General features: G+C 63.8%; 19 protein-coding genes. 16 read left to right on the forward strand and 3 right to left on the reverse strand.

From position 1 onward, the window contains the following. Positions 1-25: 25 nt before the first annotated feature. From SynA1524_RS03890 to fba, 16 genes are all read left to right on the forward strand, one after another. Entirely contained in the window at positions 26-568 is a 543-nt protein-coding gene (locus SynA1524_RS03890) for a thylakoid membrane photosystem I accumulation factor (RefSeq protein ID WP_186499027.1), read from the forward strand. Between the two features lie 34 nt (positions 569-602). After that, entirely contained in the window at positions 603-1763 is a 1161-nt protein-coding gene (locus tag SynA1524_RS03895) for a F420-0:Gamma-glutamyl ligase (protein ID WP_186499028.1), read from the forward strand. Between the two features lie 37 nt (positions 1764-1800). Further along, entirely contained in the window at positions 1801-2796 is a 996-nt protein-coding gene (locus SynA1524_RS03900) for a hypothetical protein (protein ID WP_186499029.1), read from the forward strand. A 1-nt stretch (position 2797) separates the two neighbouring features. Beyond that, entirely contained in the window at positions 2798-3271 is a 474-nt protein-coding gene (gene ruvX / locus SynA1524_RS03905; RefSeq protein ID WP_186499030.1) for a Holliday junction resolvase RuvX, read from the forward strand. 20 nt (positions 3272-3291) lie between these two features. After that, positions 3292-3840, forward strand: a complete 549-nt coding sequence (locus SynA1524_RS03910) for a DUF3727 domain-containing protein (protein ID WP_186499031.1) — start codon at positions 3292-3294, stop codon at positions 3838-3840. Next, positions 3828-4349, forward strand: coding sequence for a YqeG family HAD IIIA-type phosphatase (locus tag SynA1524_RS03915; protein WP_186499032.1), 522 nt, complete (start codon positions 3828-3830; stop codon positions 4347-4349). Before SynA1524_RS03910 ends, SynA1524_RS03915 begins: the two co-directional genes overlap by 13 nt. Further along, a complete protein-coding gene (gene proB, locus SynA1524_RS03920; RefSeq protein ID WP_186499033.1) occupies positions 4346-5419 on the forward strand; it encodes a glutamate 5-kinase in 1074 nt (357 codons plus the stop codon). Before SynA1524_RS03915 ends, proB begins: the two co-directional genes overlap by 4 nt. A gap of 35 nt (positions 5420-5454) precedes the next feature. After that, on the forward strand, positions 5455-6498 hold the full coding sequence (lpxD, locus tag SynA1524_RS03925) for a UDP-3-O-(3-hydroxymyristoyl)glucosamine N-acyltransferase (protein ID WP_186499034.1): 1044 nt from the start codon (positions 5455-5457) through the stop codon (positions 6496-6498). 32 nt (positions 6499-6530) lie between these two features. Next, on the forward strand, positions 6531-7604 hold the full coding sequence (gene leuB / locus SynA1524_RS03930; protein WP_186499035.1) for a 3-isopropylmalate dehydrogenase: 1074 nt from the start codon (positions 6531-6533) through the stop codon (positions 7602-7604). Between the two features lie 63 nt (positions 7605-7667). Continuing rightward, entirely contained in the window at positions 7668-8570 is a 903-nt protein-coding gene (locus SynA1524_RS03935) for a phosphoribulokinase (RefSeq protein WP_186499036.1), read from the forward strand. A gap of 72 nt (positions 8571-8642) precedes the next feature. Beyond that, entirely contained in the window at positions 8643-8921 is a 279-nt protein-coding gene (locus tag SynA1524_RS03940) for a hypothetical protein (RefSeq protein ID WP_186499037.1), read from the forward strand. Continuing rightward, a complete protein-coding gene (locus tag SynA1524_RS03945; protein ID WP_186499038.1) occupies positions 8921-9709 on the forward strand; it encodes a prepilin peptidase in 789 nt (262 codons plus the stop codon). The genes SynA1524_RS03940 and SynA1524_RS03945 overlap by 1 nt, the downstream gene beginning before the upstream one ends. Positions 9710-9730: 21 nt before the next feature. After that, on the forward strand, positions 9731-10612 hold the full coding sequence (gene accD, locus SynA1524_RS03950) for an acetyl-CoA carboxylase, carboxyltransferase subunit beta (RefSeq protein WP_186499039.1): 882 nt from the start codon (positions 9731-9733) through the stop codon (positions 10610-10612). Further along, entirely contained in the window at positions 10609-10980 is a 372-nt protein-coding gene (locus SynA1524_RS03955; protein ID WP_186499040.1) for a hypothetical protein, read from the forward strand. Before accD ends, SynA1524_RS03955 begins: the two co-directional genes overlap by 4 nt. A gap of 1 nt (position 10981) precedes the next feature. Further along, positions 10982-12064, forward strand: a complete 1083-nt coding sequence (locus SynA1524_RS03960; RefSeq protein ID WP_186499041.1) for a Gfo/Idh/MocA family protein — start codon at positions 10982-10984, stop codon at positions 12062-12064. A gap of 58 nt (positions 12065-12122) precedes the next feature. Continuing rightward, on the forward strand, positions 12123-13196 hold the full coding sequence (fba, locus tag SynA1524_RS03965; RefSeq protein ID WP_186499042.1) for a class II fructose-bisphosphate aldolase: 1074 nt from the start codon (positions 12123-12125) through the stop codon (positions 13194-13196). 48 nt (positions 13197-13244) lie between these two features. On the opposite strand, the gene SynA1524_RS03970 is transcribed toward fba, so the two are convergent. From SynA1524_RS03970 to purS, 3 genes are read right to left on the reverse strand one after another with little or no spacing between them, the layout of a single operon-like run. Beyond that, positions 13245-14210, reverse strand: coding sequence for a S66 peptidase family protein (locus tag SynA1524_RS03970; protein ID WP_186499043.1), 966 nt, complete (start codon positions 14208-14210; stop codon positions 13245-13247). Position 14211: 1 nt separating this feature from the next. Then, positions 14212-14865 (reverse strand): phosphoribosylformylglycinamidine synthase subunit PurQ, encoded by a 654-nt coding sequence (purQ, locus tag SynA1524_RS03975; RefSeq protein ID WP_186499044.1) that lies wholly within the window; start codon positions 14863-14865, stop codon positions 14212-14214. Continuing rightward, positions 14862-15116: a phosphoribosylformylglycinamidine synthase subunit PurS gene (gene purS, locus SynA1524_RS03980; RefSeq protein ID WP_186499490.1), complete on the reverse strand. Its 255-nt coding sequence runs from the start codon at positions 15114-15116 to the stop codon at positions 14862-14864. The genes purQ and purS overlap by 4 nt, the downstream gene beginning before the upstream one ends. Between the last annotated feature and the right edge of the window lie 23 nt (positions 15117-15139).

Below are 15139 nucleotides of genomic sequence, written 5' to 3' on the forward strand. Positions count from 1 at the left end.
CAATGGGCCTCCCTGCACCGGCCTGATGGGACGTCTGCTGCCTCGCGTTCTCTGTTGTGTTGTGGCGCTGTTGCTGCTGGTGTCTCCGGCTCAGGCCGTTCTCAACGACGACAACTACGACGGCAATATCTACGCCCTCTACGCCGGTAACGGCTCCCTAGTGCCCCCGGCCAACACCCTGGAAGACACCCTGGCTGACCAGCGCACGGCCGTGATCGTCTATTACCTCGATGACAGTGCCGTCAGCAAACGCTTTGCGCCTGTGGTTTCTGAACTGCAGCGTCTCTGGGGTCGGAGCATCGATCTGTTGCCCCTCACCATTGACCCGCTGCAGGGTCGTCAGCCGACCGGTGCTGCTGATCCCGCCAGTTACTGGCGGGGGCAGATTCCGCAAGTGGTTGTGATCGATCCCAAAGGCGAGGTGGTGTTTGATCAGGAGGGACAGGTCTCCCTCGGTTCGATCAATGACGCCATCAGCCGTGCCACCGGTCTGCCGGCCCCTGAGTTGCCGGCGATCAACCAGGAAGGCAGCTTCAACGAGGTGAACATCGAGGTCACCACCCGCTGATCGGCTTACGCTGCCGCGCAGCTGGTTCACCGTTGTGTCGCTGCTGATCGCCCCCCTGGCCCTCGGAGCGGGGGTGGCCTGGTTGGAAGCCCGCCACCGGTTGAGGCCTGCTTCTCCCCTGCGGCTGATGGCCAGGGACTGGACGATCACCTCCCTTGCGGGTGTGTTGCGTGTCGACGGTGTGCTGGAGATCAGCAACCCCCATTCACGCATGGAGGTGTTCGTGCCGGAGCTGCGGGTGGACCCCACCCTGCTGGGCAAGGCTGATCTCTCCGGTCTCACCGTCACCACAAGAATCCAGGCCGATCATCCCGATGAGGAGACCCGTGCTGATGGCTACTGGGCCGCATATATCGTCAAGGGCCGGAAGACCACCCGAGCCCGGGTGACGATTGAGATCCGTGGTGGCGCGGCGTTGGAGCTGGTCGACACGCTCTGGGTCGATGTGCAATGGATCAATTACGGCCCCTTCGGACGTCTCTCCCGCCGTCAGGGGGTTCCTGTGCCGCTGCGCTGTCCAGACCCGCTGCCTGCTGATCAGGCTCCCTGGCAGTCGGGAGAGGGCTGCAGCGTTCTGCCCTTGAAAACCCACCTGCTGGGCCCACTCGATGATCCGATCGAGGTGTTGCGGCGGTATGCAGCCCCTCTCCTTCAACCCGGCGATGTGCTCACGATCGGCGAGACACCGCTGGCCGTGATTCAAGGCCGCTACCAGCACCCAAGCGAGGTGGAACCAGGCATGGTGGCCAGGTTGGCCTGCCGGGTGTTTCACCCCACCAGCAGCCTGGCGACAGCGTGCGGAATGCAGACCCTGATCGATGTGGTGGGCCCCACCCGGGTGATCGCGGCCTGGATCGGCGGTCTGCTGATGAAACTGGTGTCGATTCCGGGTGGCTTCTATCGCCTGGCGGGGGATCAGGCCCGCCTAATTGATGACATCACAGGAACCACTCCGCCGTACGACCAGACCATCGTTCTGGGACCAGAACGGTCAGCGTCGTTCTGTGCCGAGGCCTCGGCGGCTCTTGGCGTTGATGTCGCCATCGTCGACGTCAACGATCTCGGTCGGGTCAAGGTGCTGGCCTCCAGTTCCGGCTGCGATGAACCACTGCTGCAGCGCGCCTTGAAGCCGAACCCGGCTGGCAATGCCAACCAGCGCACACCACTGGTTTTGGTGCGTCCAGGTCGCGGTTGAGCACTACATTGAGCGTGGTTGCGTCCGGGGGGGAGAAATGACAGCACAACCCCCGCAGCCCCTGAGGGTTGAACCCCTCAACCCAATACATCTAGCCTGGTTTCCGCAGCTTCAGACCGTGCTGCTGGGCGACTGGCTGGCTCGGGTTGAGCAACGCTTTCCGGATCTGCTGCCGTGTCGCTCACCCCGCTGCTTCATCGCGCTGGATGCGGACGGCCCTCTGGCCGCTGTTGTGGTGCAACCGATCAACCGCCGCGGTAGCTGCTGGACCTTGCAGCGGCCCCAGCAGTTGGTGCGCGAGAGCGGCCATGGGTTCAGAACAGTGCAGCGCACCCTTCTGCAGACCGTGCTTCAGCAGGGTGATCGTCAGGTCGGCAGCTGGGTGATCCGCTGCCCTGCCGGCGATGCCGATGCCATTGCCCTGTTGCGAGAACTCGGTTTCCAACCGCTTCGACCGTTTCAGGTGTGGCATCCCCCAGCCAACTCATCAGCGCCGCTGCAGCCGCTGCCCCAGGGGCTGACCTGGCAGCCGATCAACCGCCGCAATGCCCAGCGCCTCTGGCCGATTGAACAGGGAGGCTGTTTCAGCCATCTGCGCCAGATAACCGATCGCCATTGGTTGGATCTGCTCGATCGTCGCGGTCCGGGCTGTGGTGTCTTGATGGCTGGTGATGCCGTGCTGGCGGGATGTTTGCGCCTGGGGGAAGGCGAGGATCAGCACACGTTGGAACTGATCCGCGATGTGGCCTGGGATCCCCGTCTCGATCAGGCCCTTCCGCAGCTGTTGCGTCGGCTTCAACGGCAGGGCTGCGTCGCCGGGCTGAGCACGGCTCTGGATGATGCGCCGATGGCCGAATTGCTCAACCGTGAAGGCTGGCGTCGTGGTGAAGAGCAGTTGTTGATGGGTCGCAGCATGTGGCGACGTCAGACAGCCCCCCGCAACCTGCAGCTCAGCCGTTCCTTCGATCAGGTCCTGGGTCGCCTGCGTCCCCAGGGGCAACCCATGCCATCCCCGAGTCTGGGTCGCCGCTGAGGTGACCCGACCCTGCTCGGTGCTGAGCTTGGATGTGGGTCGCAAGCGGATTGGCCTGGCCGGCTGCGATCCCCTCGGCATCACTGTGACGCCGCTGAAGGCGCTGCATCGAGGGCGCTTTGATGCAGATCTCCCCGTGCTGCAACAGCTCTGCCAGGACCGCCGGGTGCAGGGGCTGGTGGTGGGGCTGCCGCTGGATGCCGCCGGTCAGCCCACAGCCCAGGCGGACCATTGCCGGCGCTACGGCAGGCGTCTCGCCCAGGCCCTGCAGTTGCCCCTGGCTTGGGTGAACGAGCACAGCAGCACCTGGGCAGCAGGAGAGCGCCATGGGCTGACGGGAGATCGCTCTGGTCGGCTTGACAGTGCGGCTGCGGCGCTGCTGCTGGACCAATGGCTCCGAGAGGGGCCGGATCTCAAACCGGTCCAGGGCCTCCAGCACGCCGCGGGCGCAGAGGGGATCGATGATGGATCCTGAGCGCAGTGAATTCAGCGTCCATGCGTGACTCGGCCTCTGGCAGCGGTGACGTTCCCACCGTTCTGGTGCGTGACGGTGATGGTCGTGATCTGCTCTGCTTCCTGGAGCAGTTGATTCCCCTCGACGGCACTGATTACGTCCTGCTGACGCCGGTCGACACGCCGGTGTCTCTGTTTCGACTCCAGGACGATGCTGACCCTGAGCCGATCATCACCCTCAACAGCAGTGAATCGATTCTTTCGGTTGCTGATGTGGTGTTGCAGGAGCATGACCTCACCCTCGTGCGGTCTGCAGTCACGCTCACGGTGAGCGGTGAACTGGATGAACCCGATCCGGATGAGCTGGAGGACGAGGACGACGATGACGGTGACGAGGATTCCGAGACGTTTGAATTGTTGGTGAGCTTCATGGTCGAGGAGCAGGAGTACGGCCTCTACATTCCGCTCGACCCGTTCTTCGTGGTGGCCCGCATGGTTGATGGCCAGGCGGAATTGGTGGAGGGTGAGGATTTCGATCGGATTCAGCCGCGCCTTGAAGCGGAGCTTGAGGAGAGGGAATGGCCGGAGTGAGCGCTCAACATCGACTGCAGCCCAGCTGGGATCCGGGATTGACCATTGCCCATCTCTCCCTCCCCCATCTGCTGTCTCGAGGGCTGTCCGCCGCTGTGCTGGACGTGGATCGGACCCTGTTGCCCGGTCGCGATGTGACCCTGCCTGATCCGGTTCTGGTCTGGCTGACGGATGCCAAACGTCGCCTGAAATTGCACCTGTTCAGCAACAACCCGTCCCACGCGCGGATTGCTGCCGTCGCTGATCAACTCGGTGTGAGCTTCACCTGCGGTGCCCGCAAACCCAGGCGGGGTGCTCTGCGTCGCGTCATCGATGAGCTTGATCTGCCCCCCGAACGCATCGCCATGATCGGTGATCGCTTGTTCACCGACGTGTGGTGCGGCAATCGCCTCGGTCTCTACACGGTGCTGGTGCGACCCATCTCTCAGACCGGGCAGCCCTGTCGCCATGACCGGGTCCAACAGTTGGAGCGTCGTCTCGCCGCTTGGATGGGGGCCCCCACGGCATGACGCTGTGGGTGGTGAAGCTGGGCACGAGTCTGTTGCGGGGGGATACCGCCGCAACGATCGATGGTTTCGCCGCAGGTATCGCTGCTGCCTTTGCACGGGGCGATCGCGTTGTGCTGGTTTCCAGTGGTGCTGTCGGTCTCGGTTGCCAGCGGCTTCAGCTTCCCCAGAGGCCCGAGACCGTGGTCGCCCTGCAGGCGGCGGCTGCCACTGGTCAGGGTCAGCTGATGGCTTTGTACGAACGGGCCTTGGCAAACCACGGCATCGCTGTGGCCCAGATCCTCGTCACCCGCTCGGATCTGGCTGATCGTCGCCGCTATCAGAACGCCTCTGGAACCCTGCAGCAGCTGTTGCAGTGGGGGGTGTTGCCGGTGGTCAATGAAAACGACGCCATCTCCCCGGCGGAGCTCCGCTTCGGAGACAACGACACCTTGTCCGCCCTCGTGGCGGCGGCCGTTGGTGCCGACCAGCTGATCCTGCTCACCGACGTGGACCGTCTCTACTCAGCGGATCCGCGGCTTGTCGCCGATGCTCGCCCGATTTCCGATGTGCATCACCCACGGGAGCTGGACGCCCTTGAAGCCGTCGCCGGTGATGGCGGCCGTTGGGGCCGCGGCGGCATGACCACCAAGCTGGCGGCGGCCAGGATTGCCACCGCCAGCGGAATCACCGTGCACCTGGCGGATGGTCGGGATCCCACGCGCCTTGATGCCTTGCTTCAGGGGGAACGCGGTGGCACGGTGTTTCATCCCCACCCGGAACCGCTGGGCAACCGTCGTAGCTGGCTGGCTCATGCCTTGCAACCCCAGGGCTCGCTGACGCTGGATGCCGGTGCCTGCGATGCCTTGCATCAGCGGGGGGCCTCCCTGTTGATGGTTGGGATTACTGCGGTGCAGGGAGCCTTCGCCGCCAATCAACCGGTCCGGTTGCAAGGTCCGGATGGTCGCGACCTGGGGCGCGGCCTTTGCCAGCTGTCCAGCGCAGCTGTTCAGCGCGCTCTTGAGGCTGCGCCTGCCGTCGGTCCATCGCCTGTGGTGGTGCATCGGGACGCCCTGGTGCTTCACAGCCGCTGAGCGCGCCTACGATCCGGCCGCCGCACCGCGACGCCATGCGATTCAGCAGCTTGATCAAGGCCCTACAAGCGGGTGAGTCGGGATTGCGCTGGAGTCAGCCCGGCCAGGACCCAGACCTGTCCGGTGCCGCCGCTCTGGATCAGGCGGTGGGGGATCAGCTGAGTTTTCTGGAGGCGGGCAATGTGCTGTCGGCAGCCCTCAGTGACAGTGCTGTCGGGGCGTTGCTGCTGCCCGACCAGCAGGATCTGATCGACCTCGCCAGCCAGCGGGGCATCGCTTTCGCGGTGGTGTCGGATCCACGCCTGGCCTTCGCTGAAGCGCTCGACTGCCTGCATCCGCGGCAGCGCCCGCAGGCTGACATTCATCCCACGGCCGTGATCGACGAGCGGGCCGTGGTGGGCCCCGGCACCGCCGTTGCCGCTCGTGTGTGCATCGGTGCCGGCAGCCGCGTCGGTGCCGACTGCATCGTTCATCCCGGTGTTGTGATTTACGACGACGTGGTGATCGCTGACGGCTGTGAACTGCATGCCAACGCCGTACTGCACCCCGGCAGTCGGCTGGGGAGACGTTGCGTGGTGAATTCCAACGCCGTGGTGGGCTCCGAGGGATTCGGCTTTGTTCCCACCGCCAAGGGGTGGCGCAAGATGCCTCAGACGGGGCAGGTGGTGCTGGAGGACGGGGTGGAGGTCGGCTGCGGCAGCACCATTGACCGCCCATCCGTGGGGGAGACCCGGATCGGGGCTGGAACCAAGATCGACAACCTGGTGCAGATCGGGCATGGAGTGATCACAGGCCGTGGCTGTGCCTTCGCCGCTCAGGTGGGCATCGCCGGCGGTGCCCGCATCGGTCACGGCGTGATCCTGGCTGGCCAGGTGGGTGTCGCGAACCGTGCCGTTGTCGGGGACCGGGCCATTGCCAGTTCCAAGTCCGGGATCCATGGCGAGGTGGCGGCCGGTGAGGTGGTGAGTGGCTACCCAGCCATTCCCAACCGCCTCTGGCTGCGATGTTCCGCCGCCTTCAGCAAGCTTCCCGAGCTGGCCCGGACGGTGCGGGAGCTCAAACGCAACACCCCTCAGTAACCTCAGCGGTCGATCTGCCGACCCGCATCGACATGGCCCAGCACCGCGTCGTCCTGCTTCCTGGAGATGGCATTGGCCCGGAGATCACGGCCGTGGCGCGTCAGTTGCTCGAGGCGGTGAGCCAGCGGCATGGTTTTGAACTGTGTTTTGACGAACAATTGATCGGTGGCAGTGCCATTGATGCCTGCGGTGAGCCCCTGCCCGCCAGCACACTGGAAGCCTGCAAGGCTGCAGATGCGGTTCTGCTGGCCGCCATCGGCAGCCCCCGCTTCGACAACCTTCCCCGCGACAAACGACCGGAAACCGGTTTGCTTGGGCTGAGGTCAGGCATGGCCCTGTTCGCCAACCTGCGCCCTGTGAAGATCGTTCCGGCGCTCATCGGTGCCAGCAGCCTGCGTCCGGAGGTAATCGAGGGTGTGGACCTGATGGTGGTGCGAGAACTCACCGGCGGGATCTACTTCGGGCAGCCCAAGGGACGGATTCAGGCCGACGGAGAGGAGCGTGGCTTCAACACGATGACCTACTCCTCCAGCGAGGTGGATCGCATTGCCAAGGTGGCCTTCGACCTGGCCCGGGAACGTCGCTGCAACCTCTGCTCCGTGGACAAGGCCAACGTGCTGGATGTGAGCCAGCTGTGGCGGGACAGGGTGGATGCGATGGCTCCCGCCTACAGCGATGTGGAGGTCAGCCACATGTATGTGGATAACGCCGCGATGCAGCTGGTGCGCAGTCCGCGCCAATTCGACGTGCTGCTCACGGGGAACCTGTTCGGAGACATCCTCAGCGATGAGGCCGCCATGCTCACCGGCTCGATCGGCATGCTTCCATCGGCCTCCCTTGGCAGCGACGGTCCTGGCCTATTCGAGCCGGTGCATGGCTCTGCGCCGGACATCGCCGGCCAGGACAAGGCCAATCCAATGGCGATGGTGCTCTCGGCCGCGATGGTGCTGCGGACCGGTCTCAAGCAGACCGAAGCTGCCGCTGATCTCGAGGCGGCTGTGGACAAGGTGCTGGCGGCTGGCTTCCGCACCGGAGATCTGATGGCAGAGGGCTGCACCGCGCTGGGATGCCGCGCCATGGGCGACGCCCTGTTGAAGGCTCTCTGAGGCTGTATTGGTGAAATGGGGCCTTGATCTGGCAAACTCGCCGGGCCTGTTGTCCCTGCGCTGATGTCGAAGCGTCACCCGGTCGTCGCTGTCACCGGTTCCTCCGGAGCTGGAACCAGCACCGTCAAGCGCGCCTTCGAGCACATCTTTGCGCGTGAAGGCATCACACCTGCTGTGGTGGAGGGCGATAGCTACCACCGCTACGAGCGGATGCCGATGAAACAGGCCATGGCGGACGCCTTGGCCCGTGGCGAGAACTTCTCCCACTTCGGTCCCGAAGCCAACCTGTTCGACAAGCTCGAGGATCTGTTCCGTAGCTACGGCGAGACCGGTGCTGGGCAGAAGCGTTACTACCTCCACAGCGCCGAAGAGGCCGCTGAGCATAATGCTCGTCTCGGCGTTGACCTCGGCCCCGGCCAGTTCACGCCCTGGGAGGACATTCCAGCGGGAACAGACCTGCTCTTCTATGAAGGCCTGCACGGTGGTGTGAAGGGTGACGGCTACGACGTGGCTTCCCTTGCCGATCTCCTCGTTGGTGTCGTGCCCATCACCAACCTCGAGTGGATCCAGAAGATCCACCGCGACAACGCTGAACGCGGCTACTCAGCTGAGGCGATCGTGGACACGATCCTGCGCCGCATGCCGGATTACATCAATCACATTTGCCCGCAGTTCGGCGAAACCGACATCAACTTCCAGCGGGTTCCCACGGTGGACACCTCCAACCCGTTCATCTGCCGCAACATCCCCACGCCGGATGAAAGCTTCGTGATCATCCACTTCCGTAAGGGAGCCCGTGAGAAGTGGGGAATCGACTTCAACTATCTGTTGAACATGATCCACGACTCCTTCATGTCTAGCCCCACCAGCATTGTGGTGAACGGCGGCAAGATGGGCTTTGCGATGGAATTGATCCTCACCCCGATCATTCACCGCATGATCGAAGAAAAGAAGAACCTGGGCTGATTTTGATCAGTTGACAATCAGATCCCTAAAGTGGGTACATCTGAGCGATCAGGTGGGCCCATTTCCTCTTCAATGCCCTCCTTCGAGATTCGCGGTGCCGCGGGAGTTCCTGCGTCTCCCCGTTGGGATCGGGTTGATAGCCGTGCCTTGATTCATGCGGCGCGAGGGGTGTACTTCTCTCATCTGTCTGATTGGAGCGGCATCAGGGATCCTCTCGGGGTGGTTCTGGCGCCCGGTCAACCAGGAGGCAGGGTTGTCTTTGAATTGCCTGTACTGCTTCCCGAGGAGGAATTCATCGAGCTGGAGCTGATCCGGGGCCGCAGCGCCCGGGGGAGACGACGGTGGAAGTGATGATCCTGCTCATAGTTGCCCTGTTCGGGGCCTGCGTTGGCAGCTTCACCAACGTGGTGGTGTGGCGCCTGCCCCGGCAGGAATCGGTGGTGGTTCCCGGCAGCCATTGCCCTCACTGCGGTCATGCCATCCGCTGGCACGACAATCTGCCAGTGATCGGCTGGTTGCTCCTGGGGGGGCGGTGCCGTGATTGCGGCGCCGGCATCAGCTGGCGCTACCCAGCAGTCGAGTTGGCAAGTGCCCTGCTCTGGCTCAGCGCTCTCTCGGTTCAAGCCGGTGGTGGTTTGCTGGAACTCTGGCGCCCTTGGGCCGGCCTGGTACTGGTGGCTCTGTTGCTGCCTCTGGTTTTGATCGACATCGATCACCTCTGGCTGCCGGAACCGCTGTGCCGATGGGGGGTGGTGCTGGGCCTTCTGTTCAGTGCAGGCGCTGGATGGATTGTTCTGGGTAATCACCTTGTTGCGGCAGCGCTGGCGTTGGTGCTGCTCGAGGGGCTGAGCGGGATGGCCGAGCGGATTCTTGGGCAGCCGGCTCTCGGTTTGGGAGACGCCAAGCTGGCGGCCCTGGGTGGTGCCTGGCTGGGAGCTGCAGGAATCGCCGTCGCGTTCGCTTTGGCTCTGGCCACCTTGGCGGGAGCCGTCGTCGGCAGCGTGGGTAGGGTCTCTGGGCGGTTGCAGCCTCGTCAGGCCTTTGCCTTTGGTCCGTTCATCGCCTTGGGGATCTGGCTGGTCTGGCTCAGGGGTGCTGATTGGTGGTGGGAGCAATGGCAGCAGCTGCTGGGTTTTTAATGGTGGAAACGGGCGGCTCGTGTGTCTCTGTTCGACTGGTTCGCTGATCGCCGCAAGGGTCAGTCCACCGGAAAGATCACCCAGGAACCCGAGGAGGGGGATGGGCTCTGGAGCAAATGCCCGGAGTGCGGCCTGGTGGTTTACGTCAAGGATCTGAAGGCCAATGCCAGTGTCTGCGCAGGCTGTGGACATCACCACCGCATCGACAGCCACGAACGCATCGCGTTGATTGCGGATCCGGGCAGCTTTGAAGCTCTGAACGAGGCACTGGAACCAACCGATCCCTTGACCTTCAAGGATCGGCGGGCCTACGCCGATCGACTGCGGGAGAGTCAGGCGGCCACCGGTCTTCGGGATGGTGTCGTGACAGGCCTCTGTCGTGTGGATGGTCTGGCCCTGGCCCTGGCCGTGATGGACTTCCGCTTCATGGGCGGATCAATGGGATCCGTTGTGGGGGAGAAGATCACCCGTCTGGTGGAGGAAGCAACCGCCCGTCGGCTGCCGCTGTTGATCGTGTGTGCATCAGGCGGTGCCCGCATGCAGGAGGGAATGCTCAGCCTCATGCAGATGGCCAAGATTTCCGGCGCTCTGGAGCGCCACCGCGAAGCGGAGCTGCTCTACATGCCGCTGCTCACGCACCCCACCACAGGTGGCGTCACAGCCAGCTTTGCCATGCTCGGGGATCTGATCCTGGCGGAACCCAAGGCTCTGATCGGCTTCGCTGGACGGCGGGTGATCGAGCAGACGCTGCGCGAAAAGCTGCCGGACAATTTCCAGACCGCGGAGTATTTGCAGGACCACGGCTTCGTGGACACGATCGTTCCGCGGACCCAGTTGCGCAGCAGCCTTGCCAGCCTGCTGCGGTTGCATGGCTGCAGACCCATGGAGATCACCAGCGCATGACAGGGTTTCTCACGGCCGTCTTGCTGAGCTTGCTTCTCTGGACTTCTCCAGCCTGGGCTGGCCCCGTGGACTGGGTTGAAGTGCCATCAAGCGAGGCTGGTCAGCAGTGGTGGGATCGCGGCAGCATCCGCGTGGATCGCTACGGCCTCCGCACGGTGCTCAGCCGGTTCACCCCGGCAGCAACGGAAGATGTTCAGCAGCCTAATGGCGAGCTCTACGTCATGCAGTTGGACTGCGCTCAGAAGCTCTATCGCGACAAGCAGGTGAACGGCATTCCACGCTTCAAGGCGGATTGGCAGGCTGCTGGCGGTGATGGCTTGATTGCATCTGTCATTGATGCTGTCTGCCGCGAACCTCTCAACAGCTGATATGAGCCTTCAACCGATCGGCGTTGCTTTAGCAGGCCTGGGTTTTGGCGAGAAAGTGCACCTGCCGGCTCTTCAGGCCAACGCCGATCTGTGCCCAGTGGCGTTGTGGCACCCGCGCCAGGAGCGCCTGGATGCCGCCACGGCTGCCCATGGCTTGAAGGGATTCAGCGACTGGGACGCTCTGCTGGCCGATCCAGCGGTCGAGGCCGTGATCATTGCCACCCCGCCGGAACCGCGTTTTGCGCTGGCCCACCAAGCACTGAAGGCCGGCAAGCATCTATTGCTGGAGAAGCCGATTGCCCTGCACGCCGATCAGGCCAGGGAGTTGCAGCGACTGGCGACCGCTAGGGGGGTGTCGGTCGCAGTCGATTACGAATATCGGGCGGTGCCGCTGTTCATGCAGGCCGAACGCCTGCTTCGGGCTGGGCTGATCGGGACTCCCTGGCTGGTGAAGCTGGACTGGCTGATGAGCAGCCGAGCTGACCCCAGTCGCGGCTGGAACTGGTATTCCCAGGCGTCCAAGGGGGGCGGAGTGATCGGTGCCCTGGGGACCCATGCCTTCGACATGTTGGCCTGGCTGGTGGGTCCGGTGGCTTCGGTGACGGCCCTCAATGGCGTCTCCATCCGCGAGCGTCCCGACCCCCAGGGAGGAATGGCACCCGTGGATGCTGAGGACGTTGCGTTGATCCAAACCCGATTGCAGTGGCAGGGGAGCGCGGAGACATTGGTGCCAGCGCAGATCAACCTTGCGTCGGTGGCCCGGAACGGACGCGGCTGCTGGTTGGAGATCTATGGCTCGGAAGGAAGTCTTGTGCTCGGCAGTGCGAATCAGAAGGACTACGTGCATGGATTTGAACTGTGTTGTTCACGGGCTGGTGAGCAACCACAGCTGATCGAGCCGGATCCCGATCTCGCATTTGCAACCTCCTGGAGCGATGGCCGTATCGCTCCGGTGGCGAGGATTCAGAGCTTGTGGGCCGAGAGCATTCGTTCTGGCACGCCGATGATTCCAGGCCTGACGGAGGGAGTGGCCAGTCGTTTGGCCTGCGATCAAGCAGCCCAGACGGCAGCTGGTCTCGCGTAACGCGGGGTAATATCGCCGCGACTCGTCCCTGACGACCTACCCCCTCGAGGATTTCACCATGGCGCTCGTTCCGCTTCGGCTTCTGCTCGACCACGCCGCCGAGAACCGCTACGGCATCCCTGCGTTCAACGTGAACAACCTGGAGCAGGTGCAGGCGATCATGGAAGCGGCTGATGAGACCGACAGCCCCGTGATCCTGCAGGCCTCCCGCGGCGCCCGTAACTACGCCGGTGAGATCTTCCTGCGTCACCTGATCCTGGCCGCCACCGAGACCTATCCCCACATCCCCGTGGTGATGCACCAGGACCACGGCAACGCCCCTGACACCTGCTATTCCGCTGCCATCAACGGCTTCACCTCCGTGATGATGGACGGCTCCCTGGAAGCCGACGCCAAAACTCCTGCCAGCTACGAGTACAACGTGGCTGTCACAAAGCAGGTGGTGGATTTCGCCCACTCCGTGGGTGTGAGCGTTGAGGGTGAGCTGGGCTGCCTGGGCTCCCTGGAAACCGGCAAGGGTGAAGCCGAAGACGGCCACGGTTTCGAGGGTGAGCTGTCCAAGGACATGCTCCTCACCGATCCTGCTGAAGCAGCTGACTTCGTTGCCAAGACCAAGTGCGACGCCCTGGCCATCGCCATCGGCACCAGTCACGGCGCTTACAAGTTCACCCGCAAGCCCACCGGTGAAGTGCTGGCAATCAGCCGCATCGCCGAGATCCACAAGGCCATCCCCAACACCCACCTGGTGATGCACGGCTCCTCCTCCGTTCCCCAGGAATGGCTGGAGATGATCAACAAGCACGGTGGTGCCATCCCCGAGACCTACGGCGTTCCCGTCGAGGAGATCCAGGAAGGCATCCGCAATGGTGTGCGCAAGGTGAACATCGACACCGACAACCGCCTCGCCTTCACCGCTGCTGTGCGTGAAGCGGCCATGGCCGATCCGGCCAACTTCGACCCACGCCACTTCAACAAGCCTGCTCGTAAATACATGAAGCAGGTCTGCCTCGACCGCTATCAGCAGTTCTGGGCCGCCGGCAACGCCAGCAAGATCCAGCAGCAGACCATCAACTACTACGCCGGTCTGTACGCCAAGGGTGCCCTTGACCCCAAGGCTGCCGTGGCCGCCTGATCCATACGATCCAGTGATCAAAGGGGGCTTCGGCCCCCTTTTTTTGTGTCAAGTCAACAGCTCCAACGAGCCCCGCCGGCCATCGAGTCGTCCCAGTGCGCCGAGGGGGAGTGCCTGGTTGGGCAGGCCATGGCCCACAGGAAGATTGAGCACGAGGGGGACGCCAAGATCTCCCAACCGTTCCTCAAGGATCTCCTCCATCGTGAAATCCCCCGGAAGAACGTCGTCCTCGTCCCAGCTGAAGCGACCGCACGCGATGCCAGCAACGCTGTCGAGCAGTCCGGCGCTGCGCCATTGCGTCAGCATCCGATCAATGCGGTAGGGAGCCTCTCCCACGTCCTCCAGCACAAGGATGGCTCCCTTCAGTGAAGGCATCCAGGGGGTACCGATCAGGTGCGTTGCCACGGTGAGGTTGGACACCACCAGAGGTCCTTCGGCCACACCCGTGCGGACGCCGATCCCCTCCAGAGATTTCACGGGGCGCCCACACAACAGATCAACCGTCCGCTGCCACTGCTTCTCGGGGCCGCCGTTGGATCCATGGATCGCTCCCGGCAGGCCGGCCGCCCACTGGGCAAGAAGCAGAGAGCAGGAATCGGAAAAGCCAAGGCTCCACTTCGGGCGGCGTGGAAAACGGAAGCCGGCCTCCAGCACCCTGGACCCGCCCCAGCCTCCCCCGAGGCTGATCACGGCCTCCACCCCAGGGTCATACCAGGCCTCCAGAAGTGCGGCACGGCGATCGCGATCCGTGCCGGAGAAATAACGCCACTGACCTTTGACCTCTGTCGGGATTTCCAGCAGCCAACCCTCGGCGCTGCAGCGCTCGCGCAGGGGGGTGAGATCCCTGTCTGGATCCATCCAGGTGCCAGGGTTCACGGCCTTCAGACGGGATCCTGGCCTCAGAGGTCTGGGCCAGGCAGCTCGGCCCGGGCCTGATGCCATGGCGCGGTTGGACACCAGCGCTGCAACGGCCGCCGTCGCTCCTGAGATCAGCAGCGAGCGGCGGTTCGGCATCTCAGCTCAGTAGGCCCTGCAGCAGGACGCGACCGTCGGTCCCACCGGTGGCAGGGTCGCAGGCCCGCTCCGGATGGGGCATCAGTCCCAGCAAGTTTCCGGAGTCGTTGGTGATGCCAGCAATGTCCCCCACCGAGCCATTTGGATTGGCTTGGTAGCGCAGGGCAATGGCATCGGCATCCTGCAGTTGCTTCAGGGTGTCGTCGGAGCATTGATAGCGGCCTTCCCCATGGGCGATGGGCAGGGTGAGCGTCCTGTCTGTTCCGTAGTGCTCTAGCCATGGTGTGCGGGAGCTGGCCACCTGTAGCGGTGCGTCCTCACAGATGAAGTGAAGGTCTCGGTTGCGGGTCAGGGCTCCGGGCAGGAGTCCCAGTTCGGTCAGCACCTGAAATCCGTTGCAGATCCCCAGCACGCGCCCCCCTTGAGCCGCGAAGTCGAGCAGCGCCTGGAGTGCTGGGGCGAAGCGGGCAATCGCACCACAGCGGAGGTAATCGCCGTAGCTGAAGCCCCCTGGCAGCACAACGGCATCAAGGCCGCTCAGATCCGTTTCCTCATGCCAGATCCGCCGGGTGGGCATGCCGAGGCATCCTTCGGTCGCCCACTGCACATCGCGATCGCAGTTGGAGCCGGGAAAGACAAGGACGCCGATGCTCATGAGTCCTGCAGCTCCAGGGACCAGTCTTCGATCACTGGATTGGCCAGCAGGCGATCGCTCAGCACTTCCAGCCGGCGACGAGCCTCCTCGGCATCAGGGGCGTCCACTTCCAGCTCGACGGCCTTGCCGATCCGCAGCTTGCTGATGCCCTCCACTCCAAGGCGTTCAGCAGCGCCACGGGTGGCTTCACCGGCAGGATCGAGCACGGAGGGGCGCAGGCGCACAAGGACGCGGGCTTGATAACGCGGCACGGTCACCAGCAGGGCTGCTCAAA

The sequence above is a fragment of the Synechococcus sp. A15-24 genome, assembly GCF_014280195.1.
Lineage (GTDB): Bacteria > Cyanobacteriota > Cyanobacteriia > PCC-6307 > Cyanobiaceae > Parasynechococcus.

Bases quoted from the DNA above. Each gene is read 5' to 3' on its own strand.
- SynA1524_RS03890 (WP_186499027.1), top strand. From the start codon at position 26: ATGGGACGTCTGCTGCCTCGCGTTCTCTGTTGTGTTGTGGCGCTGTTG.
- SynA1524_RS03900 (WP_186499029.1), top strand. From the start codon at position 1,801: ATGACAGCACAACCCCCGCAGCCCCTGAGGGTTGAACCCCTCAACCCA.
- SynA1524_RS03910 (WP_186499031.1), top strand. From the start codon at position 3,292: ATGCGTGACTCGGCCTCTGGCAGCGGTGACGTTCCCACCGTTCTGGTG.
- SynA1524_RS03915 (WP_186499032.1), top strand. From the start codon at position 3,828: ATGGCCGGAGTGAGCGCTCAACATCGACTGCAGCCCAGCTGGGATCCG.
- proB (WP_186499033.1), top strand. From the start codon at position 4,346: ATGACGCTGTGGGTGGTGAAGCTGGGCACGAGTCTGTTGCGGGGGGAT.
- lpxD (WP_186499034.1), top strand. From the start codon at position 5,455: ATGCGATTCAGCAGCTTGATCAAGGCCCTACAAGCGGGTGAGTCGGGA.
- leuB (WP_186499035.1), top strand. From the start codon at position 6,531: ATGGCCCAGCACCGCGTCGTCCTGCTTCCTGGAGATGGCATTGGCCCG.
- SynA1524_RS03935 (WP_186499036.1), top strand. From the start codon at position 7,668: ATGTCGAAGCGTCACCCGGTCGTCGCTGTCACCGGTTCCTCCGGAGCT.
- SynA1524_RS03940 (WP_186499037.1), top strand. From the start codon at position 8,643: ATGCCCTCCTTCGAGATTCGCGGTGCCGCGGGAGTTCCTGCGTCTCCC.
- SynA1524_RS03945 (WP_186499038.1), top strand. From the start codon at position 8,921: ATGATCCTGCTCATAGTTGCCCTGTTCGGGGCCTGCGTTGGCAGCTTC.
- SynA1524_RS03955 (WP_186499040.1), top strand. From the start codon at position 10,609: ATGACAGGGTTTCTCACGGCCGTCTTGCTGAGCTTGCTTCTCTGGACT.
- SynA1524_RS03960 (WP_186499041.1), top strand. From the start codon at position 10,982: ATGAGCCTTCAACCGATCGGCGTTGCTTTAGCAGGCCTGGGTTTTGGC.
- fba (WP_186499042.1), top strand. From the start codon at position 12,123: ATGGCGCTCGTTCCGCTTCGGCTTCTGCTCGACCACGCCGCCGAGAAC.
- SynA1524_RS03970 (WP_186499043.1), bottom strand. From the start codon at position 14,210: ATGCCGAACCGCCGCTCGCTGCTGATCTCAGGAGCGACGGCGGCCGTT.
- purQ (WP_186499044.1), bottom strand. From the start codon at position 14,865: ATGAGCATCGGCGTCCTTGTCTTTCCCGGCTCCAACTGCGATCGCGAT.